This is a genomic window from Paenibacillus sp. WG02, assembly GCF_055396115.1.
Map to the genome: position 1 here is coordinate 5,190,734 of NZ_AP036016.1, position 23,453 is coordinate 5,214,186.

Annotated in this window: 24 protein-coding genes and 1 other annotated feature; of the genes, 3 read left to right on the top strand and 21 right to left on the bottom strand. The window is 43.7% G+C overall.

From position 1 onward, the window contains the following. Positions 1 to 17 precede the first annotated feature (17 nt). The 3 genes from ACBP55_RS23720 to ACBP55_RS23730 form a co-directional block, all read right to left on the bottom strand. Positions 18 to 590 (bottom strand): copper amine oxidase N-terminal domain-containing protein, encoded by a 573-nt coding sequence (locus tag ACBP55_RS23720; RefSeq protein ID WP_464645395.1) that lies wholly within the window; start codon positions 588 to 590, stop codon positions 18 to 20. Further along, the gene (locus tag ACBP55_RS23725; protein ID WP_464645397.1) at positions 572 to 1,672 is read right to left on the bottom strand and encodes a CAP domain-containing protein; all 1,101 of its coding nucleotides are present in this window, start codon (positions 1,670 to 1,672) and stop codon (positions 572 to 574) included. The genes ACBP55_RS23720 and ACBP55_RS23725 overlap by 19 nt, the downstream gene beginning before the upstream one ends. Before the next feature lie 317 nt (positions 1,673 to 1,989). Further along, entirely contained in the window at positions 1,990 to 2,598 is a 609-nt protein-coding gene (locus ACBP55_RS23730; protein ID WP_029192980.1) for a CPBP family intramembrane glutamic endopeptidase, read from the bottom strand. A 91-nt stretch (positions 2,599 to 2,689) separates the two neighbouring features. Between ACBP55_RS23730 and ACBP55_RS23735 the strand changes: the two genes are divergently transcribed. Next, positions 2,690 to 3,610 (top strand): hypothetical protein, encoded by a 921-nt coding sequence (locus ACBP55_RS23735; protein WP_464645400.1) that lies wholly within the window; start codon positions 2,690 to 2,692, stop codon positions 3,608 to 3,610. 37 nt (positions 3,611 to 3,647) lie between these two features. Here ACBP55_RS23735 and ACBP55_RS23740 read toward each other — a convergent pair whose 3' ends face one another. After that, positions 3,648 to 4,013 (bottom strand): rhodanese-like domain-containing protein, encoded by a 366-nt coding sequence (locus ACBP55_RS23740; protein ID WP_464653393.1) that lies wholly within the window; start codon positions 4,011 to 4,013, stop codon positions 3,648 to 3,650. Between the two features lie 199 nt (positions 4,014 to 4,212). Then, positions 4,213 to 4,444, top strand: a binding site (T-box leader). 73 nt (positions 4,445 to 4,517) lie between these two features. On the opposite strand from ACBP55_RS23740, the gene serA reads away from it, so the two are divergent. Next, on the top strand, positions 4,518 to 6,098 hold the full coding sequence (serA, locus tag ACBP55_RS23745) for a phosphoglycerate dehydrogenase (RefSeq protein WP_464645402.1): 1,581 nt from the start codon (positions 4,518 to 4,520) through the stop codon (positions 6,096 to 6,098). Positions 6,099 to 6,240: 142 nt separating this feature from the next. Here the strand turns inward: serA and ACBP55_RS23750 are convergent, their stop codons facing one another. The 9 genes from ACBP55_RS23750 to ACBP55_RS23790 form a co-directional block, all read right to left on the bottom strand. After that, the gene (locus ACBP55_RS23750) at positions 6,241 to 8,118 is read right to left on the bottom strand and encodes a sensor histidine kinase (RefSeq protein WP_464645404.1); all 1,878 of its coding nucleotides are present in this window, start codon (positions 8,116 to 8,118) and stop codon (positions 6,241 to 6,243) included. Position 8,119: 1 nt separating this feature from the next. Further along, positions 8,120 to 8,827, bottom strand: coding sequence for a response regulator transcription factor (locus ACBP55_RS23755; RefSeq protein ID WP_464653394.1), 708 nt, complete (start codon positions 8,825 to 8,827; stop codon positions 8,120 to 8,122). Positions 8,828 to 8,870: 43 nt separating this feature from the next. Further along, on the bottom strand, positions 8,871 to 10,127 hold the full coding sequence (gene ccsA, locus ACBP55_RS23760) for a cytochrome c biogenesis protein CcsA (protein WP_464645406.1): 1,257 nt from the start codon (positions 10,125 to 10,127) through the stop codon (positions 8,871 to 8,873). Further along, positions 10,124 to 11,785, bottom strand: coding sequence for a cytochrome c biogenesis protein ResB (gene resB / locus ACBP55_RS23765; RefSeq protein ID WP_464645408.1), 1,662 nt, complete (start codon positions 11,783 to 11,785; stop codon positions 10,124 to 10,126). The genes ccsA and resB overlap by 4 nt, the downstream gene beginning before the upstream one ends. Before the next feature lie 35 nt (positions 11,786 to 11,820). After that, positions 11,821 to 12,354: a redoxin domain-containing protein gene (locus tag ACBP55_RS23770; protein WP_464645410.1), complete on the bottom strand. Its 534-nt coding sequence runs from the start codon at positions 12,352 to 12,354 to the stop codon at positions 11,821 to 11,823. Positions 12,355 to 12,437: 83 nt separating this feature from the next. Then, positions 12,438 to 13,184, bottom strand: coding sequence for a pseudouridine synthase (locus ACBP55_RS23775; RefSeq protein ID WP_029192971.1), 747 nt, complete (start codon positions 13,182 to 13,184; stop codon positions 12,438 to 12,440). Between the two features lie 106 nt (positions 13,185 to 13,290). After that, positions 13,291 to 13,824 (bottom strand): spore maturation protein, encoded by a 534-nt coding sequence (locus ACBP55_RS23780; RefSeq protein WP_029192970.1) that lies wholly within the window; start codon positions 13,822 to 13,824, stop codon positions 13,291 to 13,293. A 6-nt stretch (positions 13,825 to 13,830) separates the two neighbouring features. After that, entirely contained in the window at positions 13,831 to 14,430 is a 600-nt protein-coding gene (locus ACBP55_RS23785; protein WP_029192969.1) for a nucleoside recognition domain-containing protein, read from the bottom strand. 144 nt (positions 14,431 to 14,574) lie between these two features. Beyond that, positions 14,575 to 15,768, bottom strand: a complete 1,194-nt coding sequence (locus ACBP55_RS23790; RefSeq protein ID WP_464645413.1) for a D-alanyl-D-alanine carboxypeptidase family protein — start codon at positions 15,766 to 15,768, stop codon at positions 14,575 to 14,577. 268 nt (positions 15,769 to 16,036) lie between these two features. Between ACBP55_RS23790 and ACBP55_RS23795 the strand changes: the two genes are divergently transcribed. Next, a complete protein-coding gene (locus ACBP55_RS23795; protein WP_464645415.1) occupies positions 16,037 to 17,332 on the top strand; it encodes an ArsB/NhaD family transporter in 1,296 nt (431 codons plus the stop codon). 58 nt (positions 17,333 to 17,390) lie between these two features. Here the strand turns inward: ACBP55_RS23795 and ytfJ are convergent, their stop codons facing one another. The 8 genes from ytfJ to ribE form a co-directional block, all read right to left on the bottom strand. After that, on the bottom strand, positions 17,391 to 17,888 hold the full coding sequence (gene ytfJ / locus ACBP55_RS23800; RefSeq protein ID WP_464645417.1) for a GerW family sporulation protein: 498 nt from the start codon (positions 17,886 to 17,888) through the stop codon (positions 17,391 to 17,393). A gap of 118 nt (positions 17,889 to 18,006) precedes the next feature. Further along, positions 18,007 to 18,708: a DUF2953 domain-containing protein gene (locus ACBP55_RS23805; RefSeq protein ID WP_464645419.1), complete on the bottom strand. Its 702-nt coding sequence runs from the start codon at positions 18,706 to 18,708 to the stop codon at positions 18,007 to 18,009. A 148-nt stretch (positions 18,709 to 18,856) separates the two neighbouring features. Beyond that, a complete protein-coding gene (gene scpB / locus ACBP55_RS23810) occupies positions 18,857 to 19,459 on the bottom strand; it encodes an SMC-Scp complex subunit ScpB (protein ID WP_464653395.1) in 603 nt (200 codons plus the stop codon). Beyond that, positions 19,443 to 20,234: a segregation and condensation protein A gene (locus tag ACBP55_RS23815; protein ID WP_464645421.1), complete on the bottom strand. Its 792-nt coding sequence runs from the start codon at positions 20,232 to 20,234 to the stop codon at positions 19,443 to 19,445. Before ACBP55_RS23815 ends, scpB begins: the two co-directional genes overlap by 17 nt. Before the next feature lie 16 nt (positions 20,235 to 20,250). Further along, positions 20,251 to 20,892: a site-2 protease family protein gene (locus tag ACBP55_RS23820; protein ID WP_464645423.1), complete on the bottom strand. Its 642-nt coding sequence runs from the start codon at positions 20,890 to 20,892 to the stop codon at positions 20,251 to 20,253. After that, entirely contained in the window at positions 20,892 to 21,362 is a 471-nt protein-coding gene (gene ribH, locus ACBP55_RS23825) for a 6,7-dimethyl-8-ribityllumazine synthase (protein WP_029192962.1), read from the bottom strand. Before ribH ends, ACBP55_RS23820 begins: the two co-directional genes overlap by 1 nt. Positions 21,363 to 21,413: 51 nt before the next feature. After that, entirely contained in the window at positions 21,414 to 22,640 is a 1,227-nt protein-coding gene (locus ACBP55_RS23830) for a bifunctional 3,4-dihydroxy-2-butanone-4-phosphate synthase/GTP cyclohydrolase II (RefSeq protein WP_464645425.1), read from the bottom strand. 129 nt (positions 22,641 to 22,769) lie between these two features. Next, positions 22,770 to 23,441, bottom strand: coding sequence for a riboflavin synthase (gene ribE / locus ACBP55_RS23835; RefSeq protein ID WP_464645427.1), 672 nt, complete (start codon positions 23,439 to 23,441; stop codon positions 22,770 to 22,772). Positions 23,442 to 23,453: the final 12 nt, after the last annotated feature.

Below are 23,453 nucleotides of genomic sequence, written 5' to 3' on the forward strand. Positions count from 1 at the left end.
GCAAGGCTCTATTTTAATTAATAACTAATATTCACTGTTCTTGTACCTTCCTCATAGGTTACTTTCGCTCCAAGAGTTTCAGAAAGCAGCCGCACCGGAATCATCGTTGTTTCATGAATGAGCTTAGCAGCAGATTCTGTCTTATACTCTACACCATTCAAACTATACGCATTGCGGTTCGTATAAAAGATAATTGTCTTGTCTTTCTTTTTGTAAACAGCAGCTTTCTGGCTATCGTCCCACTCAACTGTTGCACCTAGTGCCGCGGCAAGGTCTCTAATGTAAAGATAAGAAGTTCCATCTTGAATATATGGCTTTTGCTTCATTGGATAAGGGATTAAATCAAGTAGATACTTGTCCTCATTTAATCCAAATGAAACCAAGTGATTGCGATTTAGCCCGAAATTAGCCATTTGCAATGTGTAAGCAACAGCATCCTTATGAAGTTTAAGAACACCAACTCCAACCCGAGGTTCCGTGCGGAATGTCCATTCTTTCGAATAAGGTCTTGTGCTTCCATCTTCCATGATTGCTGTCAATTTGATTTTGGCTTTATAGGTTGTATCCAATTCTAGTGGTTTCGAAGGCATAACGAACACTTCGGTATCCAGATGATCATCTTTTCCGGCTCATTTTTCAGTAGTGATACGGCATTTCCGCTCTCATCTTTTAATTCCGCCTCAACCAAACTTACTTTCTTCACCCCTGGACCGTTTAAGGAAGCCATGATCGGATAGCCGACTGGATATTCAGCTCCTGTATGCAAGCGAATTGGATCCGGAGTCTCATGACCATCGAAAATGGTTGGCACATACACATCATTATTTCCTGGAGAAACGACTAGTTCTGGTGCAATCCCATCCGAGAAACCAAATTCGATAACATGATAATCACCATCTTTAAACACACCTATTTCAACGAGTCCTGGCACCATGAAAGGCGAACGATGATAAGGAGCATCAAATAAACTATCTATAGCTTCAACTAAGGAAACCCGATTATAAGCTACATCCTCACTGCTTGAACGCGAGTACCCGATGAATTGTACCCGCTCTCTTAATGACTTCCCGATATAACCAGGAAGCGCCGGGTCCTCATCATGCAAAGAAACCGACGTCCGAATAGGATCGATTTTATTTTGAGATAAATACTGCGCATGCTTCTGGGCTGCTGTATTCAAAGCACTACTGAATTTGACCTTCGACAGCCCTAATTTAGCCCGATAATCATTGATCGCTTGAAGTCCATCCTCCTGCTCTTTGGTCGTTTCAGATGATAAGGAGACCGCTCCTTTAATCACATTAAACTTCCAATTAATAGTTATAGGTTGATAGCCACTGAAAGATAAAACTAAACGTGCAGAATAGTTCCCAGGCAGCAAATCAGCTGTAGGGCGATAAACAAATTTGACCGAAACGGGATCATAGTTAACATTTATTTCCTTATCGTTTAGGTAAAAATGGTAGCTTTCCGGCGTTTTTCCTTCACTCAGCTCAAGCGTTACTCCAATGTCTGGACGTAAGAGTCCAACATCGCCTTGCGGATAAGACAATGTTCCATAAGACAGTGCATACGATGGTTTCGCTGACCAAAAGATACTTGAAAATAAAACAAATATAATAGCAATTAACTTTACATTAAAAATCCAACTTGATGTGTGGTTCGCCTTCATATCGCTGCATCCTCCTGTTAAAAAGTAACTGTGGTAAAAAACGAAAGAAACTATGAATCTATCATAGCTTCTCCACTTGTTTTACACAACTTAGGTTGATTGTTATATTTTAGTCGCCTACGAATAATATTTAATGCCCCAAACCGTTAAACTAACCACAAGAATAATGAATAACCACAATAAAGTAAGATAGAATATCCGCGTCCACTTCCCCTGTTCAGAGGGATGCACAGCATTACGCGGCGGTAAGTATGTATCGTCTTCCTCTGCCTCTATTGGCCTCCGATCAGACCGTAAAGGCGATCTTTCCCCTACACTCATGTGCCCTGCTCTTCCTCCTTGCTGAACCGAAGTATACAGCCCATTACTAAATCAATGATAAAATGAGCAATTATCGGAGTCCACAAACTCCCTGTTTGAAGATAAATCCACCCAAGACCATAACTTATACTGAAAACCATTCCTGTCATTAACCAATGCTGCAAATAGCGAATATGGATCGCTGCAAACAAAATACTCGTCCAATAAGGACCCCATGCATACTGAATCGCTCCTCGAAACAACACTTCTTCACAGATTGCAACGATGAGAGAAATCAAAGCTATATGCCATATAGGTCGATTCCCGAATAACATTTGATTAATTCCACCATCGTCTGACACTTCCTTGGGTACCCACCTAGAAATCAAAACGTCGATCCCCAGAACAAGAAGAGCAAACAAACTTCCCCAGATGAGAATCTTCCAGCTCCCTTGAATGGTAAACATGGAAAGAATCTTATGATTGCTCTGAAATAATAAGATGATAATACCGATAATAAGCGTAAGCAGCTGGGTGATGTAAAGATTAAGTAATAATGTTCGGTCATTCAATTCATTCACATCAACTTTTCCGAAGCGAATGTTCTTAAAATCGAATTTTTTCAAGGAAGCAGCCTCATTTCCTCACATATTCCCTTTTATAGCTATTTCCCCTATACTAAGTTAAAAGAAAAAGAGAGAATAAGGAGCTTTAATTATGGATAAACGTCTAACCCGCACTGATTATTTATTCGCCCTCATGTTTATCTTTATGCTTGTTTGTATACTTGGCGCTTTTTTCTATGGATTAAGAGTCGGCCAGGAGAAATCAGATCAAAAATACGATAAAATATTGCACGCTGACAAGGCTGTCGTTCAGGAAATCGGAGCCTACGACCAACAAGTACTCGTATCTTATTACCATACCATCTTTTTGCCCTTTAGGGAATTTCAGAATAAATGGTTTGAGTTGATGAGTCAAATTGAATTAGGCAACTCAACAGTCGATGCCTCTGCCGTTCTTAGAGAGTTGTACAAGCTCGCTGATGAGAAATACAATGAGTTGCAAAAAAAGAATATGCCTGCTTCTTCACCGCTGCTGGTGCAGTCTCACCAAGGCTATCTCAAAAGCCTGAAGCTTTTTGCAGATACGTTAAAAAGTTATCAGACCAAGGCCAATGGACTTACGAGTCCGCAACTGCTTGATGCTATCCAGAAGGACGCCTATTTCTTAGAAGCCAAAACACAAGCATTGACAGCTCAGAAAAATTATTTCGATTCCATCGTTGCTTGGAACGGCACAATCGATCATGATATTGAGAATTTTGATCCAAACAATAATGCCAATTTGGATCAATGGCGTGCGATGAATATTAACGTCAAAAACCATTACATAACAGCAAAATTACTTAAAAATAAAGCATTCGCTCCTTTTTATCCACAAGATTTGACAATACGAATTGATGAATTCATTGCCTCAGGTCAAGCTAAGAAAATGAACATAACCGATGTCAATCAAACGATGGATCTGCTGCTAAGCACAAATGCCGTTCGGCCTGGAGACTTTGTCAAAGGGAAATCAAAGTGGTATGCCAACCAGCTGCTTCCACAGCTTCCATTTTTCTCAGATGTAAATTGAATCAAAAGCCGGGCGTGGATGCGCTCGGCTTTTTCTTTTAATCATATTGGAATCCGCGAAGCATAGCGACCGCTGCCATCCCGCCATCTACATTAATGATCCGGTCAAAACCGTTCGCAAGCAAATATTCAGCAACGCGATAGCTGCGCACACCATGTGCGCATACGAGATAAATATCCTGGTCATCGGGCAGTTCACCCATCCGATGTGGAATTTGCTGCATCGGGATAAGCTGTGCTTCCTCCAGATGATAAAACTCCCATTCATGAAGTTCCCTTACGTCGATAATGATGCTGTCTTTCAGTTTCTGTTGATCCAATGCTTCTAGGAATTTATTAGGATGAATACTCGTTATGTCGATGACGGCACTTCCTTCCTTACTTGCTGCAGGAGCAATATCTATTTAACGAGTACAATAGCGAAAATCAGGCTAAAAGACAAGTCAAATAGCATTGCATTCTAAGCGTCCTTGCTTTAAAATAAACAAAAAGCTTTGGAAAATCAGTCGTTCAATTATCAATTATGACTTTCATGTGAAATTGATTCGACATGTATTGACACGATTTCAAACGCATGTTAATCTAATGAAAATTCTATATCACAGTACAGCGTTGACGGAGCCAAGCAAGTAAAGTAGCTTTCAGAGAACCGATGGTAGGTGCGAATCGGTAGCGAACATTTTGCGGAGCACTCCAGAGTTATTGCATTGAATGAAGTAGATGCAATCGGGATAGGAACACGTTACCGTTCCAGGTCGCAAGACCAATTGAGGCTTCCCGTGCGAATGGGCAGCGAACTAGGGTGGTACCACGAAAGCAATCTCTCGTCCCTTTGGCTACAGACATACGTGTCTGTACCTGAGGGTTGGGAGTTTTTTTATGTTCATATTTTAAGGAGGGTTCGAATTATGTACAAAGTTCTAGTATCCGATCCAATTAGTGACATGGGAATTCAAATGCTTTACGATGCAGCTGATGTTGAAGTGGTTAAGCAATCTGGTTTATCCGAAGATGAGCTCATTTCCATCATTGGCGACTATGACGCGCTTCTAGTTCGCAGCCAAACGAAAGTTACAGAGAAAATCATGAATGCCGGAACGAAGCTTAAGGTTATTGGCCGCGCTGGTGTTGGTGTAGATAATATTGATTTGGAAGCAGCAACAAAACGCGGTATTATCGTTATTAACGCACCGGACGGAAATACGATTGCTACTTGTGAGCTTACATTTGCCATGATGATGTCAACTGCACGTATGATTCCTCAAGCTTACAAGAAAACAGTTGGCGGCGAATGGGATCGGAAATTCATCGGTGTTGAGCTTCGCAACAAAACGCTCGGTATTCTCGGTATGGGACGTATCGGAAGCGAAGTTGCCAAACGTGCCAAAGTATTTGGAATGGAAGTTATCGGGTATGACCCTTTCCTGACAGAAGAACGCGCTGAGAAAATTGGCGTTAAGCTTGGTACAGTGAATGAAATTGTTGCTAAAGCAGATTTCATCACGGTTCATACGCCACTCACACCAGAAACGCGCCACCTGATCTCCAAACCGCAATTCGATATTATGAAAAAAGGTATGCGTCTTATCAACTGTGCACGCGGCGGTATTATTGATGAAATGGCGATGGTTGAAGCGATTGAACAAGGAATTGTAGCCGGAGCTGCTTTCGACGTATTCGAAGTAGAACCGCCGCAAAAGGATCACCCATTCTTGAACAATCCGAAAGTCATTGTGACCCCTCATCTTGGTGCTTCAACAATTGAAGCACAAGAAAACGTAGCAATTGACGTATCGGAAGAAGTCCTTCATATCTTGCATAATGAACCATTCAAAAATGCAGTTAACTTACCGCCTGTTCCAGCTAATGTATTAAATAAACTTCAACCATACTTTGGACTCGGCGAAAAAATCGGCTCCATTCTTGGTCAAATTGCACAAGGCGCTGTTTATGAAATCGTTGTGAACTATGCGGGTGATTTAATTGACGTCGATACTAGTCAATTAACACGTTACATCGTAAAAGGTGTGTTCGAGAACCAACTAGAATCGATTAATATCGTGAATGCCATGCACTTGGCTAAATCACGTGATGTGAATATCGTTGTTCAAACATCAAACACAGCCAACAGCTTTACAAATCTTGTTACCGTTACGGTAAAAACGAAGCAAGAAGAGAAAACACTTGCTGGTACTTTACTAGCTGGTTACGGTGAACGAATCGTTCGTATCGATCAATATCCGGTTGATTTCGCTGCCGAAGGTAACCTGTTATTGATTTCCCACAACGATAAACCGGGTATTATTGGCCGCGTTGGTACGCTTCTTGGAAGCAATAATGTGAACATCGCAACGATGCAAGTTGGACGTAAAGTCATTGGCGGCTCGGCAATCATGGTTCTAACCATTGATAAGTCTGCTTCTGCTGAAGTACTGGCTGACCTTGCAACGCAAGCCGAAATCGTGAATGTTCGTGCCCTTACGGTATAATCTAAACGCGATTAGGTAACAAAGTGTTTCACGAACAACAAGATTTTGTCTGAATATTCTACAAAATTAAAGGCGTTTGCTGTGAGTTTACTCAGCAAACGCCTCTTTTTTGTCGAATCTCGTTATTTAAAGCTTATTTACGCTAACAAGGTAAAAGTAGAGTAAAGGTTGTTCCCTGTCCCAAAGTACTTTGTACGGTTACACTCCCGTTATGTGCATCTATGATATTTTTTACGATGGCGAGTCCAAGCCCTGTACCACCTGATGAACCGCGCGTTCGGGCTTTATCTGCCTTGTAGAAGCGTTCAAATATGAACGGCAGGTCGTCGGCAGGAATCCCTTGCCCCTCGTCGGAGACCTCAATACGGATCGCCGGCCGATCCTTGTAGACGGCGGTCTCTGCCTTAATGGCAATACGTGCCCCGGAGGCCGTATGCCGAAAAGCATTGTCGAGCAGGTTCGTTAACACCTGCTCAAGCCGGTCCTCATCCCCCCGTGCGAGGATGAGGGGCTCTTCAGGCAGCGCAGCGCTTAGCGTGATGCCGCGCTCTTTGGCCAGCACCGCGAATTTGCGGTGCATGCGTCTCACCAGGGAGTCGAATTCGACCTCCCTGTAGACCAGCTCGAGATGGCCGGCTTCCATCCGCGCCAGATCGAGCAGGTCACGGACGAGACGCCCCATGCGGAGCGACTCGTCGTGAATGACCTGCACCAGCTCCACACGCTCTTCGGGCGTGGAGGGGATGTCATCCAGCAGGGCTTCGCTGTAGCCCTGCAGCATCGAGATCGGCGTACGCAGCTCGTGCGACACGTTCGCCACGAAATCCTTGCGCAGCTTATCGAGGCGTTCCTCCTCCGTGACATTACGGAGCACAGCCACGGCGCCGCGCACCTGATCGCTCGTGTACAACGGTGTCATCGCGACGGACCAAACGCCATTTTGCACGTGAAGCTTCGTGGCTGCTTCTGACGATTCGTCCACCACTGCTTCAAACAACGGAATCAATGGCACAGGAATTGGAATCGAGTAAGGATTGCTGTAGCTCATTAATCCCCAATCTCCGAGCGCTGTATCCGGTTTGCGGAAGCGCCTGGTCTCCTCATCATCCTCTGACCATTCAATCTTGCTCCACTCTTGTACGATCTTCTCACCTTGCGGATTGGTCAGCATAACAGATCCATTCGCATCGAGCGTAATGACCGCATCGGTCATGCTTCGTAATATACTGGATAAATGCTCTTTTTCCTGACTAAGGGCTCGAATGCTTTCCTGCATCTTCTCACCCATGTGGTTGAACGTTTTGGCTAGCTCGCCAATTTCATCCTTGGACTGAATGGGAACACGGGTACCATACTCCCCCATCGTGATGAAATCAGCTGCTTTTTTCAACTGCTGAAGCGGTCTAGTAATTCGAGAGAATAAGAAGAAAGCGAAGAAAGTTGTCATAAGGAAGCCGACTATGGATACATAGATAAACAATCTCAACATATAGGATTGAGTCGCTTCTAATGATTGTAGAGATTGATACAGCAGCGTTGCACCAACGATGGTGCCTTGAAGATTTCTTAACGGTACGGCAACAACAAGGTACTCAGCCCCTGCTTTAATTCGCCCCGTGCCGGACGTATTGACTTGTTTATCTTGCGTCTGACCTGCGAATACTTGTCGGAGCTCCGCTTCTGTGAAAAAATCAGTTACATGGAAGGCGGCTAAATTACTTCCCTGTGTTGAAGGAGTAACCATTTCCTTCATATCCGTAGAGATCACCAGCATTTTAGCATCTTGGAAGCTTAACAGTTCATTGCTCAATTGATAAAACTGCTCATCAAACATGTGATGCGAAGCTTCTTCCGAGAATTTAACAGCCACATTTTTCAGGGTTTTTGTTTGGTCATTCGCTTGAGCGAAATAATTTTCCATGTAATTAACAAGAAAAAGACCTAGTATGAGCAGTACAACCCCAACTAGGCCAATAATCGTTAACCAGAGCTTACCTACGACACTTCTGAAAATAAACACGTTATTTGGGCACCTCTAGCTTATAGCCTACTCCCCATACGGTCGTGATCATTGCCGCAGCATCCGGGGATACTTTGTTTAATTTTTCACGGAGTCTTTTTACATGAGTATCTACGGTACGTAGGTCTCCAAAAAATTCATAATTCCAAACATCCTTAAGCAGTTCCTCACGAGAGAACACCTTATCCGGAGAAACGGCCAAATAGTGCAGCAGCTCATATTCCTTCGGAGTCAATGCTACTTCCTGTCCTCCTGCGGTTACACGATGCGCATCGTGTTCGATAATTAGGTTAGGAAATACGATATTATTGCTCGAACTCGCATCTTTGGACAAGTACGCTGTTGCCGAAGAACGTCGCAGAATCGCTTTAACCCGGTAGATGACTTCGCGTGGTGAGAACGGTTTGACGACATAGTCATCTGCACCAACTTCAAATCCGCTAACTCGGTTCGTCTCTTCGCCTTTGGCGGTCAACATGATGACAGGCGTGGACTTCACTTGTCGAAGCCGTGCGCAAACTTCAATTCCATCAATACCTGGCAGCATTACATCGAGCAGCACTAAGTCATAGTCCATTTCAGTGGCCATCCGAAGCGCTGTCTCACCGTCTTCTGCTTCTTCAATGATATAGCCCTCTTTTTCCAAATACATTCTGAGTAGTCGACGAATGCGTTCCTCATCATCAACAACGAGTATGCTAGCTTTCATTTCCACCCGGCTTCACATCCTTATCTAATTAAGTTCGAATGATTTATACACCTGCATAGGAGTGAAGACCTGCAATGACAAGGTTCACACCAACTAAAGTAAACATAACAACAATAAATCCAATCACAGTCAACCAAGCTGATTTCTTGCCTTGCCAGCCCTTGGAGAGACGTAGATGCAAGAACACCGCGTAGAACAACCAAGTAATTAAGGCCCAAACTTCTTTGGGATCCCAACCCCAGAAACGGCCCCATGCTTCTTGAGCCCAAATCATTGCAAAAATCAATGCGCCTAATGTGAAAATCGGATAGCCGATCGCAATGGCACGATAGCTGATTTCATCCAGATCCTCCGGGTCCATTCCTTTGACGATGGGTCCTATCGCTGCTCCAATTGGCTTACGTGCAACAACACGTGCGAGTCCATAGAGCAGAAGTCCACCAAGTATCGACCAAATGACCGTATTCAACTTACGCCCTGCACTTGCACCTTCCATCCAAGATGGAGCTGTGAATAAAGGTTCCGACATGCCCAAGAATGGCTTCATTTCTTCGAGCTTTGTATCGTAAGGCTTCACGATTGGAGGCAATACATAAGTTTCCTTTTGAATGCTCGTTTCTTGTTGGCCTTGTGCGATTGTGACGACTTCTTTGGAGAAAACGGCTTTATAGCCAGAACCATTAAACGTAAAGATGGAAGCAATGAAGGCGATTAACATCAGAATGAAAAAGATCGTAAGCTCCACGCCTTTTTGTTCTCGCTTATCCACTTTGGATGTTCCTTTGTAATCGACAGCACGGAGCAGATACATCAGTCCACCGGCAAAGCCGACTCCGAAGAAAGCTTCTCCTGTAGCTGCTGTTGTTACATGGATCTTAAGCCAGTAACTTTGCAACGCCGGAATTAAGGGTTGTACTTCACTTGGGAAAACAGATGCATATGCAATGATGATAAAGCCAATGGGTAATGCGAACACACCAAGGACAGGCGTGCGATAAATGAGATACACGATCAAGAAGGCAAACATGATCATCATACCTAGAAAGGTCATGAATTCGTACATATTCGATGTCGGGATATGATTACCTTCCGCCCATCTGGTAAAAAAGAAAGTCACATGGCAAGCAAATCCAACTACGGAAGCAATGAAAGCAGCAAAGCCCCAACGTTTCGTATGTTGTTCTGGATCCCGGTTACTCCATTTCCTGCCGGTTATCGAGAGGACAAACAATAAAAATGCCACGAGGTAAACGAAAAAAGCTATAAGTAAAAAGGTGCTGCTCAGTGAGTTAACATTCACCCCTGGTCCCCTCCAATATCTAATGATTTCGGTGAAACATCTATATCGTTCTTCTTGAGTGCTGCCGCTACTTCATTTCGAAGGCCAAACCAGTTCTTATTCGTATGACCGCCTAAAGTTAGCTTTCCGCTATCAATTCGAATCCAGATGCGGCGATGCTGCCAATAGAAGCCCATAATCACACCAATCATGAATATCGCAGATCCTACCCAGATATAGGGCATTGCCTTGTCTACGCGAATGTTCAGATAGGTCGTATAATTAGCAAATTGAACACCTTCCATGGAACCGACAGCGAGCTTCAGCTTTTGGCTGATTGGGCCGTTAATTGTATCCTGAGAGAACGTTTCTTTATCTATTTGTCTTGGGAAGTACAAGTAAGGTACACCGTTAGCTGCTAGATCGGGACCTGTGATGCTAAATATAAATGCAGGTGCTTTGGGCTCATTCGACTTGCTGATAGGCTGTCCCTTTTCAAGACCAAACTCGGGGAAATACCCTTTCAGCGTCAGCTTGTAAGGACCTACTTGATATTCATCCTTAGGATTATTCATCGGCAATTCAAAGCTTCCATAAGACTCACCTGTTGCGGGATTGCTAAGTGTAGGCTTCACGGAGATGAGCATTGGTGTAGATTTATAATCGAATTGATAAGCTTGAAGTCCTTTGTAATCTAGTGGATGATTCACGATGATGTTTTCTTTATGCACTTCGGTAAGTACCGGTTCTTTGGAGGAATCCTCACAATTCGCTGAACAATGGTACAAAACTGCCTTAGTTTCATAGGTTTTCGGGACAATTTGTCCCTTAGACTTAATACTTTCAGGCAAATCTTTCTCGTCATACAGCTCCAGCGTGAACTTTTCATTTTTGATGAAATAGGAAGTGTGCGGGATTGCCTTGGTTTCCCCTTCCAGAATACCCATGTACTCATCCATATGCCAGCCTGGAATGCTTCTCATTAACACACCGATCAGAAAAATAATAAGACCGATATGATTGATGTAGGGGCCCCAGCGGCTAAAACGGTATTTCTCAGCTAGAAGCGCTGTGCCATCTGTATGTACACGGTAATTTTTCTTACGCAGAAGCGCACCAAGCTTATTGGTCCATGCTTCCTCATCCGTACCGGGCGGCAGTTCGGTGACAAGTGTCACTTTCTGTCTCGTGAGAAAATTCAAGTGCTTGCGAATTTGCTGCTTAGATAGCGCCCGATATAACGGCAGCACCCGATCCAAACTACAAATAACTAGCGATGTTCCAATCATAAATAGCAGCGTGATGAACCACCATGAACTAAACGTGTGGGAGAATCCTAGAAAGTGATAAATGGTCCCCAGTGTACCATAGTTTTGCGAATAATACTGGGCAGGATCCATATCTAAGAACGTATTTTCTTGCGGAAAAATAGTACCTACGGCAGATGCGACGACCGTCCAAATAATGATCCATACCGCTATTTTAACCGAGGAAAAGAAATTCCAGACTTTATCCAGCAAAGAAGGATTCGATTTCTGAGAGCGACGGGCCATACCGTCGTATCGCATTTCGAGTATATCTCTGCCCTCCGTGTCAATCAGCGGGTTACCACACGATTCACAAAGCGTAGTGCCTGTGGGATTCTGATGCCCGCAATCGCATTTGGTGTTGTAGAACATGATGACCTCCTGAAAACTTTAAGCATTCGTTCATTTTAAGATTTGTTAACTAATTTAGCGATCGATTCATCGATAAAAGACTCAGTCATCTGGCCGATTTTTTTGATGCTCACTTTGCCGTCTGTTCCAATAAAGAAAGTTGTCGGATAGTCCATGACACCATACTGTTTGCGTACCACTTCTTTGGCATCCAGAAGCACAGGCATATTCAGCTTATACTGATCCATGAAGCTTTGAACTGTTACTTTATTCTTATCAACGTTAACCTCTAAGAATACCACGCCTTCTTTGCTCCATTTATCATATTGCTTTTGGAGAGCAGGCATTTCTTCTTTGCACGGCGGACAAAAGGTTCCCCAGAAATTAATCAAAATCGGTTTGCCTTTATAATCCGATAATTCATGCGTTTTACCATCTAATCCGACTAAGGAGAAATTTGGCGCTTTATCACCTGTTTGGGGATACTTCTTACTGTCAGAAGCCGACAAATTCGTAATAATGGTAAACACGCCAATAATAAGCACGATCGCAAAAATCCCAATCTGTACCCATTTCTTATTTGGACCCACGTATAATCACCTTCGCTTTTTAACAATGTTAGTTTTTTCACATAGGTTTATACCTTATATTATAACGAAAAGAAGGCCAATTCTTATTGGCCTTTTTGAACGTTATGTGTCTTGAGAGCCTCGTTCCTAAGCTCCTCAACCTCTTTTGGTGTCAAGTGACGATACTTGGCTCTTGGCAAGCCAGTTAAAAAGATTGGACCAAATTTAATTCGTTTTAATTTGATCACTGGAAAGTTGATTGCCTCGAACATACGTCTGACTTGTCGATTCCTGCCTTCGTAGATCGTAATTTGGACGATAGACTCATTCTTCTCCATATTCACATCCGCATATTCAACCTCAGCAGGAGCCGTCATGCCGTCCTCTAACTGTATGCCCGTTTTTAGCTTGTCTAATAACGTTCCGTGCGGTACCCCTTTGACAGTGGCTTGATAAGTTTTAGGCACATGGTGTTTGGGATGCGTGAGTAAATGGGCAAATTCACCGTCATTCGTCAGAAGGAGTAACCCTTCCGTATCATAATCCAATCTTCCGACTGGATAAACGCGTTCTCTAATCCCAGGCAAGAAGTCCGTAACTACTTTACGTCCCTCTGGGTCCGTAGCACTTGTAATAACGCCCTTAGGCTTATTCAAAATGACATAGATCTTCTTTTGTTGACCTATGGTACGTCCATCGACCTTAATTTCATCCTCGTCTGTATTCACTTTCACACCTAGCGTAGTGATGACTTCGCCGTTCACCTGCACACGTCCAGCTAGGATGATTTCTTCACATTTCCGGCGGGATGCGATACCCGCTTCGGCTAATACTTTTTGCAGTCTTTCCATGATCCGCTTTCACCTCAAGCTAATGATAACGGAGTTCTATGTAAATCTCAAGAGCGAAGACATATTGAGACTGTTAATCGATTGCAAGACACATGGAATAATCGTTCTAAGTGAATACCAAAAAGCAAATAATGATGGAAGCAACGAAGCCGACAAGGTCAGAAATAAGTCCTACTTTTAGCGCATAACCAGCCTTCCGAATGCCGATAGCGCCGAAATACACCGTTATCACATATAAAGTTGTATCCGTGCTCCCTTGAACCGTCGATGCGATGCGGCCAATCATGGAATCGGGGCCAAACTGCTCGATAAGATCCGTTGTAAAAGCTAGCGAACCCGCTCCAGTTATCGGACGCAGGATGGCCAACGGCAGCACTTCGGTTGGAACTCCGATGCTTTCAAAGAATGGACGCATCCAGCCAATTAATAAATCCATCGCTCCGGAGGCACGGAAAACGGATATGGCTACCATCATACCGACTAGATGGGGAATGATTTTGATAGCTGTATCAAAGCCCTCTTTAGCTCCGTCAACAAACGATTCGTAAACCGGCACCTTGCGATAGGCTGCGTATAAAGGAATGAAGACGATCATGATAGGGATTGCCCATGCAGAGATGAGCGAAACGAAGGCATACATACATAATCATCCTTTCAAAGGAGGGATGGGGGAGCGTGACCTTCGATACCATCGATCCACAAAAATAGCCGCGGCCGTCGATATGATAGTAGCAATTAGAGTGGTGCCGACGATTTCCGCAGGATTTACAGAATTGTAATTCATCCGAATGGCGATTAATGTCGTAGGAATAAGTGTAATGCTTGAGGTGTTAAGCGCTAAAAGTGTGCACATAGCGGTGCTAGCCGTGTCTTTATCGGGATTCAGCTTTTGCAGCTCCTGCATCGCCTTAATTCCCATAGGAGTAGCTGCGTTCCCGAGACCAAGGATATTGGCACTCATGTTGGACATGATGTAACCGATGGCTGGATGATTCTTAGGAACACTTGGGAATAAGAAACGAACCGCAGGCTGCAATAATCTCGCAAGTTTATTAAGAAGACCAGCATCTTCGGCTATCCGCATCATCCCCATCCAAAAGACAAGCACACTAATTAATCCAAAACAGACCGTTACACCACTCTTAGCACCATCAAAAGCTGCTTGTGTAACAGTTGCAACGTTTCCATTCAATGCTGCCACGCCGAACCCAGCGACAATAAAGAACAACCAAATCCAATTCACCATATCAAAAAGCCTCCTAAGAGTTTTGCTTTAGCAAAACTAGCATCGTAAGCATAATCTTGAGTTTTGCTTCAGTCAAAACTGGCATCGTAAGCATCATCTTGAGTTTTGTTTCAGCAAAACAGGCATTTTAAGATTAAGTTCTGTTTAATCCGCCCATTGTGATTCCGAGACTGTGAATAGGCTCTGTACTAGCAATCTGCAAATATATCCATAATGTGAAAGCCATGTTTCTTGATACGCCTTACCTTCTTTGAAGGAGAAAGTAGACTGACTGGTCGTTTGCAGCAACGGACTTGTTGAATCATAGATGGGTACGGTTTGAATTAATTTCTGGTTAAGTGAAAATTGCAGCGTCCCGCGTTCTGCCAGTCGGTATTCCATAGAAGTAGGATCCACTAGAGCTACTTTCCGAGTCAGCTGCGCTGCTTCACCTTCAGCTAATGGATAGGAGAACGTCCTCCCCGCAACCCAAGGAGTTCCCTCCACAGCATCCCCCTTTTTGACAATCGTTTGTAACGGATAATTGTTAAAGCCATATTGAAGTAACCGAGCATGATCCCCCCAATCATCCGGATCATTGAGTGTAACAACGGCTAGATGCTGACCGTTTCTGGTGGCTGATGAGACCAAGCAGCGCTTGGCAAGCTTCGTATAACCTGTTTTCACCCCGTCAGCACCTTCAAAGAGAGACAGCATCTTATTTTTGTTAAGCCATGAGTAATCCCAAGCTTCATTCGGGTTCGGTACTTTCTTGATTTTGGTCGAAACTATGTCTTGAAATACGGTATTTTTTAGCGCATAAGCCGTCAGCTTAGCCATATCGTTCGGACTGGCGCGATGACCTTCTCCCTCATCGAGGCCCGAGGGATTGGTGAAATGCGAATGATCCATACCGAGCATCTTCGCTTTCTCATTCATCAAATAGACGAAGCCTTCCACACTTCCTCCAATATGCTCGGCGATAGCGGTAGCTGCATCATTTCCAGAGCGCAGCATGAGACCGTACAGCATGTCGTGCAGACGCATTTCTTCACCAAGCTTTAAATAGATGGAGGAACCTTCTTTGCCGAACGCATTCTTACTAACCTTGACCTTATCCGTCAATTTCCCTTGCTCAATCGCAATGATAGCGGTCATGATTTTGGTTAAGCTGGCTATTCGCATAGGCGTGTCCCCTTTTTCACTATAGAGGATACGGCCTGACTCCACATCAATAAGGGAAGCACCCACAGCATTCGTACGGATGCTCGGCGGGGCTGCCTCCACTTGTCCAAATGGCGCCCACAGTAAACTAATGATCGCGCTCCATAATAGGATAAACCTGACTTTTATCTTCATCGTTTTCCCCCTACGCAAAAGAACTTGTACCTTTTAACTAGACAAAACTTTGTACAAGTATATGCTTACAGAATGGGGATATGTCCAAGTCTTCTTATTTACAAAACGGAAGTCAATCCGTATAATGAAAAATAATTCAATATGGAGATCACCGGAGGAGCCTGCCACTGCAGGCTTCTTTTTGCGTTTTTTGGGGTTCTCCTGGATTAAAAACTTATTTTTTACTTACAAAGTCAGTCAAGCTAAAGCTTACTGCGAGGAGGAAAACATGCTAACTTGGATTGCCTTACTTATTTTTATTGTGACGTATGCGCTCATTATTTCTGAGAAAGTCAATCGCGCGGTCATCGCCTTACTCGGTGCTGTGATCATGGTATTTGCCGGTATTCTAGACGTGCACAAAGTGTTTCAACAGTATATCGAATGGGAGACCATCACTCTACTTATTGGCATGATGATTCTCGTAGGGATTACCAATCAAACAGGAGTATTTCAGTTCGTTGCCATTCGCGCCGCGAAAGCTGTGAAGGGAGATCCCTTGCGAATTTTACTCGTATTGTCCGTTTTAACGGCAGTTGGCTCAGCTCTCTTGGATAACGTGACAACGGTTTTATTGGTCGTTCCTGTGACCATTGCGATTACTCGGATCCTGGAAATTAATCCCGTCCCTTTCTTGATGTCTGAAATCATTGCTTCCAATATAGGAGGTACAGCTACACTCATTGGAGATCCTCCCAACATCATGATTGGATCTGCCAACCCGCATTTAACCTTTAATGCCTTTCTGCTCAATTTAGCACCTATTACGATCCTTATATTCGGTGTAGCTCTTTTCATGTTGTATATGATGTATAGAAAGCAGCTGCGACCTAATCCTGCTCTGCAAACTAAACTCTTGGAGCTGAATGAACGCGATTATATCAAGGATAAGCTGCTAATGAAAAAATCTTTACTAATTTTATCACTGACTATAATCGGATTTATGCTTCATGCCATTATTCATGTTGATGCCGCAGTTATCGCGATAACTGGCGCAATTTTACTCATGCTTTTCGGTCTCAAGGAACACGATGTCGAAAAAGCCTTTGATTCTATTGAGTGGGTAACGATTTTCTTCTTTGCTGGTCTTTTTAGCTTAGTCGGAGGTTTACAAGAGGTTGGATTAATTAAATCTCTAGCCATGAAAGCTCTAGATGTAACGGAAGGAGACATCACCACCGCTTCATTATTGATTCTCTGGGGTTCTGGTCTTGCATCAGCGACCATTGACAACATTCCATTCGTTGCTACGATGATCCCCTTAATTAAAGACATGGCCGTAGGGCTTGGACTTGCCGTTGATTCAGAGCCTATCAATATCCTTTGGTGGTCGCTTGCTCTAGGGGCTTGTTTAGGAGGAAATGGCACAATTATTGGCGCTTCCGCCAATGTTATCGTTGCCGGACTCGCCGCAAAAGAGGGCAAAGGCTTCAGTTTTATGGAATTTCTGAAGGTTGGGGCTCCTATAACCCTTGTCTCTTTGGCAATGGCCCATGTTTATATTTATATCCGTTATCTCCTGTAAGGGAATAAAAATGAAAAAGCTGTCCTTAAAGGACAGCTCAAAAACGAAGGCCAATCTGCTACACGATGAAGTTTTGATTCTCGATATTGGTTACATTTGTTCCGTTTGCGCCAACCGTACTGGCTGTTGTCTTGGTACTAAAGCCTTTGATCATGCTTTGGATTTTGTCAACCACTTGCGGAGCGGAGTCAATGAGGCGTTCAAGAATATGTGTTTGGTTGTCCAGTGGAACAACCTTTACGCCATTCTTGCCTACGACGAGGAAAGCAATTGGTGTAATGGATACCCCGCCGCCGCTACCGCCGCCGAAAGGAAGAGCAACCTTAGCATTCAGCGCATCGCTTCTACCTACAGCGCCGCCTTCGATTTCAATTTCGGAATCAGTCACGAATTCGCTGCCGCCTGCAGCAAAACCGAAACCAACTTTGGATATCGGCATGATAACACTACCGTCCGGCGTTTCAACAGGATCACCGACAATCGTGTTAACGTCGACCATTTCTTTAATATTTTCCATGGCGACTTTCATGAGGCCTTGAATCGGGTGTTCGGACATGATCTTATTCCTCCTTAAAGTTTTTAGCCAGATAAACTGGCATCGGAAGCACATGCGTCAAAAAAGCAATAATGGTTCATTTGTAGAATGCCCTTAGTGGAATATCCTTATGTACACTTCAAGAAGCCGTTTTAAATCGCGCTCTTGTCTTCAACACGATTTGAATCCAAGTTCGAATACCGCCTTTTACTTTGGCCGCTCTGCTAATCAACCGTATTCCAGCAACTACGATAAACCATACGCGGATACGTCCTGCGAATCGAAAATCGGTAGAAAATTGCTTCTCATTATATTGCGGAATAACATCAATCTGCGGCTTAGCCGTTAACTTCACATAGCGAATAGAAAAGCCAAGCAGCGAGGATTTGATTCCCCATATTGCCCCTGTTGTAATCGCTGTTTCAGGAGCATCACCAAGGCCTATACGAGTTATCCATTTCAAATCCGTACATTCTACTTTTGCTAATGTCTGCTTCATCCAATCATAAAGATTTAATGTATGTACAAGTGCTTCCTTTGCTTGTTTGTAAACGTTGAGTATTTTATCTTTCGTGATATGATCCTTGGTTTCATCTTTAAGTTTGGAACTGGATTTGGTCACGATTTCCGATTTAACCAAAATCCCCTTCGTAAAACCTTTGAATTGTATGATTGGAATGACGTAACGATAGCGAATAAGCCCGAATAACGCCCGCATTTCCACTGATAATGTATCGTTGTCCTTTACTCTTGAGAAGTTGAACTCTCCACGAATAAAACTAAATAAGAAGACGATGATGACAAAAATGATAAAAAGAATGATAATCCCCAGCCACAACAACTTAGAATCCCTCCTAATATAGGGATCTTTGAGCTATGCTCAAAGTCTCTCCGCATAACCAAAAAAACTCCGCCTGCAAGAAAAAATCTTCTTGTAGGTGAAGTTAGTATGACCCTAAAAAGGAAATGAAATGCATGTGTGCGGGTTCTTATTCAATTTCATCACTTACATCTTCAAGTGTAATCTGCTTCTGATCCCCGCCTATTCGGTCAAATAATAGACGTGTCTCTTCCTCCAAATCGAAATTCCCTTGGAAGGTTCCCGAATCCGGCAACTCTGTAATCGAACTAAGCCCGAAATATTCTAGAAATTGTTTGGAGGTCCCATACAATATCGGTCTACCCACCGCATCAGCGCGTCCGACTTCCGTTATCAAGTCTTTGCCGGTTAAGGTTGCCAAAGCTCGATCGCATTTCACGCCGCGGATCTCCTCAATTTCAACTCTAGTAATTGGCTGTTTATAGGCAACGATGGATAAAGTCTCTAACGCCGCTTGTGATAGGGACGATCGGGAAGGTGAATAAGCAAGACGTTCGAAATAAGGCGCATGCTCCGCTAAGGTAGTTAACTGATACGCTCCAGCTACTTCCACAATCTGAATGCCGCGACCCTTTCGCTTGAACTCCGTTCTCATATCTTTGAGCAGATCTCGAACCAAATAAAGATCAAGCTCCATGACCTCAGCTATTTGCTTGGCATCCAAACCTTCGTCGCCAGAGGCAAAGAGCAGTCCTTCAATAATTGATTTCATCTGTTGGAAATTGAGTGTCAATGTCAGAAACCTCCTCTTTCGCTTGGATGACGATGTCTTCAAATAACTTGTACTGATAACAAATAACTTTTTTCATTTTCATTAATTCAAGTATAGCTAAGAAAGTCACAACGATTTCTTCACGTGTCATTTCGTAATCGAATAGCTTCGAGAAAAGCAGCTTGCCGCCTTTGAATTTCAGTAAATCAAATACCTCACGAATGCGGTCTTTCACGGAAATTTCATCTCTGCGTATTCTCGTCACCACATTGCGGTTAGCCAGTTTCCTTAACGTTCGTTGAAAGGCAAACAAAAGATCGGCGACATCAAGTCCCTCAACCGGGTTCTCCTGAATATCAGGCAAATAGGATGTCAAATCCTCAGGTTCTCGCGTATAAACTAGACTGCGTTCTACTTCTTTATCCCTTAGCATGTCGGCAATCGATTTGTACTTCCGATATTCAATCAACTTCGCAACAAGTTCTGCGCGAGGATCTAAAGAGTCGTCCATATCATCAAAATATTCATCAAATTCAATAACAGGCGGCTTAGGCAATAGCATTTTGCTCTTGATAGAAAGAAGTGTTGCAGCCATCACAAGAAATTCACTCGTAATATCCAGCTCCAACTCATGCATAGCTTGAACATAACCCAAGTACTGATCTGTTATTTCTTTGATCGGAATATTATATATGTCAAGTTCATTTTTATCGATCAGATGAAGCAATAGATCAAGGGGGCCTTCAAAGGCTTCTAGCTTGTAGGTTACTTTCATTGCGTTCTCCCCCTTGTCATAGTGAAAATAGATTCATAACAAACTGCGCGGCAAACGGATATATATGTCCGAGCGCCCATTGTCCAACCGGTGTAATCAGTAAAACAATAACCAGAATAAGTGCATAGCGTTGATTACGTGCAAACCATCCCTGCTTGCGGGTAGGAACAAGTCCTTTCAAAATATGCCATCCGTCAAGCGGATAAAGGGGCATCATATGTATAAGACAAATCATTAAATTGACGATGACGCAGTACTGCAAATAGACTCGCCATAGTTCAACCGTAGTGGATTCAGTCCCTCCTCCTACCAAATCCGGAAGAAAGAAATAGAGCCACCAGAAGAACAAAACGAGCAGTAAATTCGTAAAAGGACCCGCTAAATAAACAAGTGTGTGGGATAGCCTCGGTCTTTTCTTAAATCTTGATTCATCTACCGGCAATTTCTTCGACCAGCCATAAGGTCCGAAGATGATCATCGCTAGCCCCAAGGCATCTAAATGTGCCAAGGGGTTTAGCGATAACCGTTTGCTATCTCGAGCTGTACGATCTCCGAGCAGCCAAGCTGCACCCGCGTGAGCCGCATCGTGCAGCGTCATCGCGATCAGAAAAGCGAACAACCTGGGCAGCAGTGTTTCCAGATGATAATAAGAAAGCATTACGAAGTGAATTGTTTCGTCAAATTCGCCATTTCAATCGCTGTAACGGCAGCTTCCCAGCCTTTATTTCCAGCTTTAGTACCCGCACGTTCCACCGCTTGCTCAATGGAATCTGTTGTCAAAACACCGAAAATCGTAGGAACGCCTGTTTTCAGGTTAATAGCAGAAACACCTTTTGCTACTTCGCTGCACACATAATCAAAATGCGGAGTTGATCCACGAATTACCGCGCCTAGTGTAATAACGGCATCGTACTTTCCGCTTTCAGCCATTTTTTGAGCGATTAGCGGAAGTTCGAATGCGCCTGGTACCCAAGCAATATCTACTTCATCTTCATTTACGCCATGACGTTTCAGAGCGTCCTGCGCGCCGCCCAATAATTTGGATGTAATAAATTCATTGAAACGACCTACAACGATACCATATTTCAAGTTTTGAGAAATTAAATGTCCTTCAAAAATGTTTGCCATGGTGAAATACTCCCTTTCTTATTTGAACAAGTTTTTTTGGATTAGATTAGATTAAATGCCGCTGCCCGAGTCATGGAAACTGAGCATATGGCCAAGCTTATTTTTCTTCGTTTGTAAATAATTGAGGTTATCAGCCTTACTATCCATTTGAATCGGAACCCGCTCAACCACTTCAAGGCCGTAGCCTTCAAGACCCTTAATTTTGCGAGGATTATTCGTTAATAAACGAAGTTGCGTGATGCCAAGATCTTTCAAAATTTGCGCCCCAATCCCATAATCGCGAAGATCTGGAGCAAAGCCAAGCTTAATATTCGCTTCTACAGTGTCTAATCCCTGCTCTTGCAAGGCATAAGCCTTCAATTTATTGATTAAACCGATTCCGCGACCTTCCTGTCGCATATATAATAATACACCATTGCCCTCTTCATCAATCTGTTTTAATGCGGCATCCAGTTGTGGACCGCAGTCGCAGCGATGAGAATGGAAGACATCTCCAGTCAAACACTCGGAATGTACGCGTACCAACGTTGGTTTGGAAGGATCAATTGTCCCTTTGACAAGGGCCACGTGTTCTTTGTTATCCAGTTGGTTCGTATAGGCAATAGCCTTGAAAGTACCAAAATCAGTTGGAAGCTTAATTTCAACTTCACGCTCAATTAATTTCTCCTGCTGATTCCGGTAATGGATTAAATCCTGAATTGTAATGATACGCAGGTCGTGTTTCGCTGCAATCTCCATCAGGTCAGGTACACGCGCCATCGTCCCGTCTTCTTTGATGACTTCACATATGACGCCTGCTGGATAAGAGCCACATAAGATAGCTAAATCTATTGTCGCTTCCGTATGTCCAGCCCTGCGGAGGACACCGCCCTTCTTGGCAATCAGTGGGAAAATATGGCCAGGTCTGCGGAAATCCTGCGGTTTTGTTTCGGGATCAATCAACCCCAAAATTGTTCTTGAACGTTCATGCGCAGATATCCCAGTGCTGGTATCCATATGGTCAACAGAAACAGTAAACGCAGTTCCATGATAATCCGTATTCCGAGCAACCATGGGAGGAAGCTCAAGTTGTTGTGCACGTTCTTCTGTTATAGGTGCACAAACGAGTCCGCGTCCTTCTCTTATCATGAAGTTAATGACTTCTGGTGTAGTTTTATCAGCAAGTGCGATAAAATCGCCTTCGTTCTCGCGATCCTCATCGTCTACAACAATAATGACTTTACCTTGTTTGAGATCCTCTAACGCTTCTTCTATGGTGTTGAAGTTTATTTGTGTCATATTCACCTCTCCTTAGAGTTTTGCTTTAGCAAAACTGGCTTCGTAAGCGTAAACTGGGTTTTGCTTTAGCAAAACTGACTTCGTAAGCTTAAACTGGAGCTTTGCTTTTGCAAAACTGGCTTCAAGCTCCTACATAAAGCCGTTATCAGCAAGAAAGCTCGCAGTTAACGTACTTTGCTTTTTCCCGTTTCCATCCGAAGATTCTGTCGGACCGAACTTTAGCAAACGCTCCATATATTTGCCCAGCACATCACATTCTATGTTGACCGTATCCCCGGCCTTTTTATCAAGTAGAACCGTTTGAGCAAGGGTATGCGGGATGATGGAGACCGCGACTTCACGATCATTGACATCAACGACAGTAAGGCTAATCCCGTCAATCGTGATGGAACCCCCGGATATGATATATCGGAAAATATGCTTGTTCTCCGGTTCGAACCGATAAACAACGGCATTTTCTTCAGGTATTCGTGAAAGGATCGTTGCAGTTGCATCCACATGTCCTTGAACGATGTGGCCGCCGAACCGGCCATTCGCTGCCATCGCTCGTTCCAAATTCACGCGAGTGCCTGTTTGTAGTTTGCGAAGATTCGTCTTGCGATAAGTTTCTGGCATCACATCCACGGAAAATGTATCGTTATCAAAGGCGATGACCGTCAAACAGACGCCATTAACAGAAATACTATCACCCAGGTGGACATCTTCAAGTACCTTCTTGGCAGCGATGGTCAACACCATCGCTTGTCCTTGACTATGAATGCGGCGCATGTGGCCGATTTCTTCGATAATTCCGGTAAACATGCAAGTCCTCCA

Coding starts and splice junctions, on each gene's coding strand:
- ACBP55_RS23795 (WP_464645415.1), top strand. CDS start 16,037: ATGCTAACTTGGATTGCCTTACTTATTTTTATTGTGACGTATGCGCTC.
- ACBP55_RS23790 (WP_464645413.1), bottom strand. CDS start 15,768: ATGAAGATAAAAGTCAGGTTTATCCTATTATGGAGCGCGATCATTAGT.
- ACBP55_RS23735 (WP_464645400.1), top strand. CDS start 2,690: ATGGATAAACGTCTAACCCGCACTGATTATTTATTCGCCCTCATGTTT.
- ribH (WP_029192962.1), bottom strand. CDS start 21,362: ATGGCAAACATTTTTGAAGGACATTTAATTTCTCAAAACTTGAAATAT.
- ACBP55_RS23785 (WP_029192969.1), bottom strand. CDS start 14,430: ATGGTGAATTGGATTTGGTTGTTCTTTATTGTCGCTGGGTTCGGCGTG.
- ACBP55_RS23755 (WP_464653394.1), bottom strand. CDS start 8,827: ATGAAAGCTAGCATACTCGTTGTTGATGATGAGGAACGCATTCGTCGA.
- ACBP55_RS23830 (WP_464645425.1), bottom strand. CDS start 22,640: ATGACACAAATAAACTTCAACACCATAGAAGAAGCGTTAGAGGATCTC.
- ACBP55_RS23775 (WP_029192971.1), bottom strand. CDS start 13,184: ATGGAAAGACTGCAAAAAGTATTAGCCGAAGCGGGTATCGCATCCCGC.
- ACBP55_RS23720 (WP_464645395.1), bottom strand. CDS start 590: ATGCCTTCGAAACCACTAGAATTGGATACAACCTATAAAGCCAAAATC.
- ACBP55_RS23780 (WP_029192970.1), bottom strand. CDS start 13,824: ATGTATGCCTTCGTTTCGCTCATCTCTGCATGGGCAATCCCTATCATG.
- serA (WP_464645402.1), top strand. CDS start 4,518: ATGTACAAAGTTCTAGTATCCGATCCAATTAGTGACATGGGAATTCAA.
- ribE (WP_464645427.1), bottom strand. CDS start 23,441: ATGTTTACCGGAATTATCGAAGAAATCGGCCACATGCGCCGCATTCAT.
- resB (WP_464645408.1), bottom strand. CDS start 11,785: ATGTTCTACAACACCAAATGCGATTGCGGGCATCAGAATCCCACAGGC.
- ACBP55_RS23725 (WP_464645397.1), bottom strand. CDS start 1,672: ATGAAGGCGAACCACACATCAAGTTGGATTTTTAATGTAAAGTTAATT.
- ytfJ (WP_464645417.1), bottom strand. CDS start 17,888: ATGTCCGAACACCCGATTCAAGGCCTCATGAAAGTCGCCATGGAAAAT.
- ACBP55_RS23815 (WP_464645421.1), bottom strand. CDS start 20,234: ATGAAAGTAACCTACAAGCTAGAAGCCTTTGAAGGCCCCCTTGATCTA.
- scpB (WP_464653395.1), bottom strand. CDS start 19,459: ATGAAATCAATTATTGAAGGACTGCTCTTTGCCTCTGGCGACGAAGGT.
- ACBP55_RS23820 (WP_464645423.1), bottom strand. CDS start 20,892: ATGCTTTCTTATTATCATCTGGAAACACTGCTGCCCAGGTTGTTCGCT.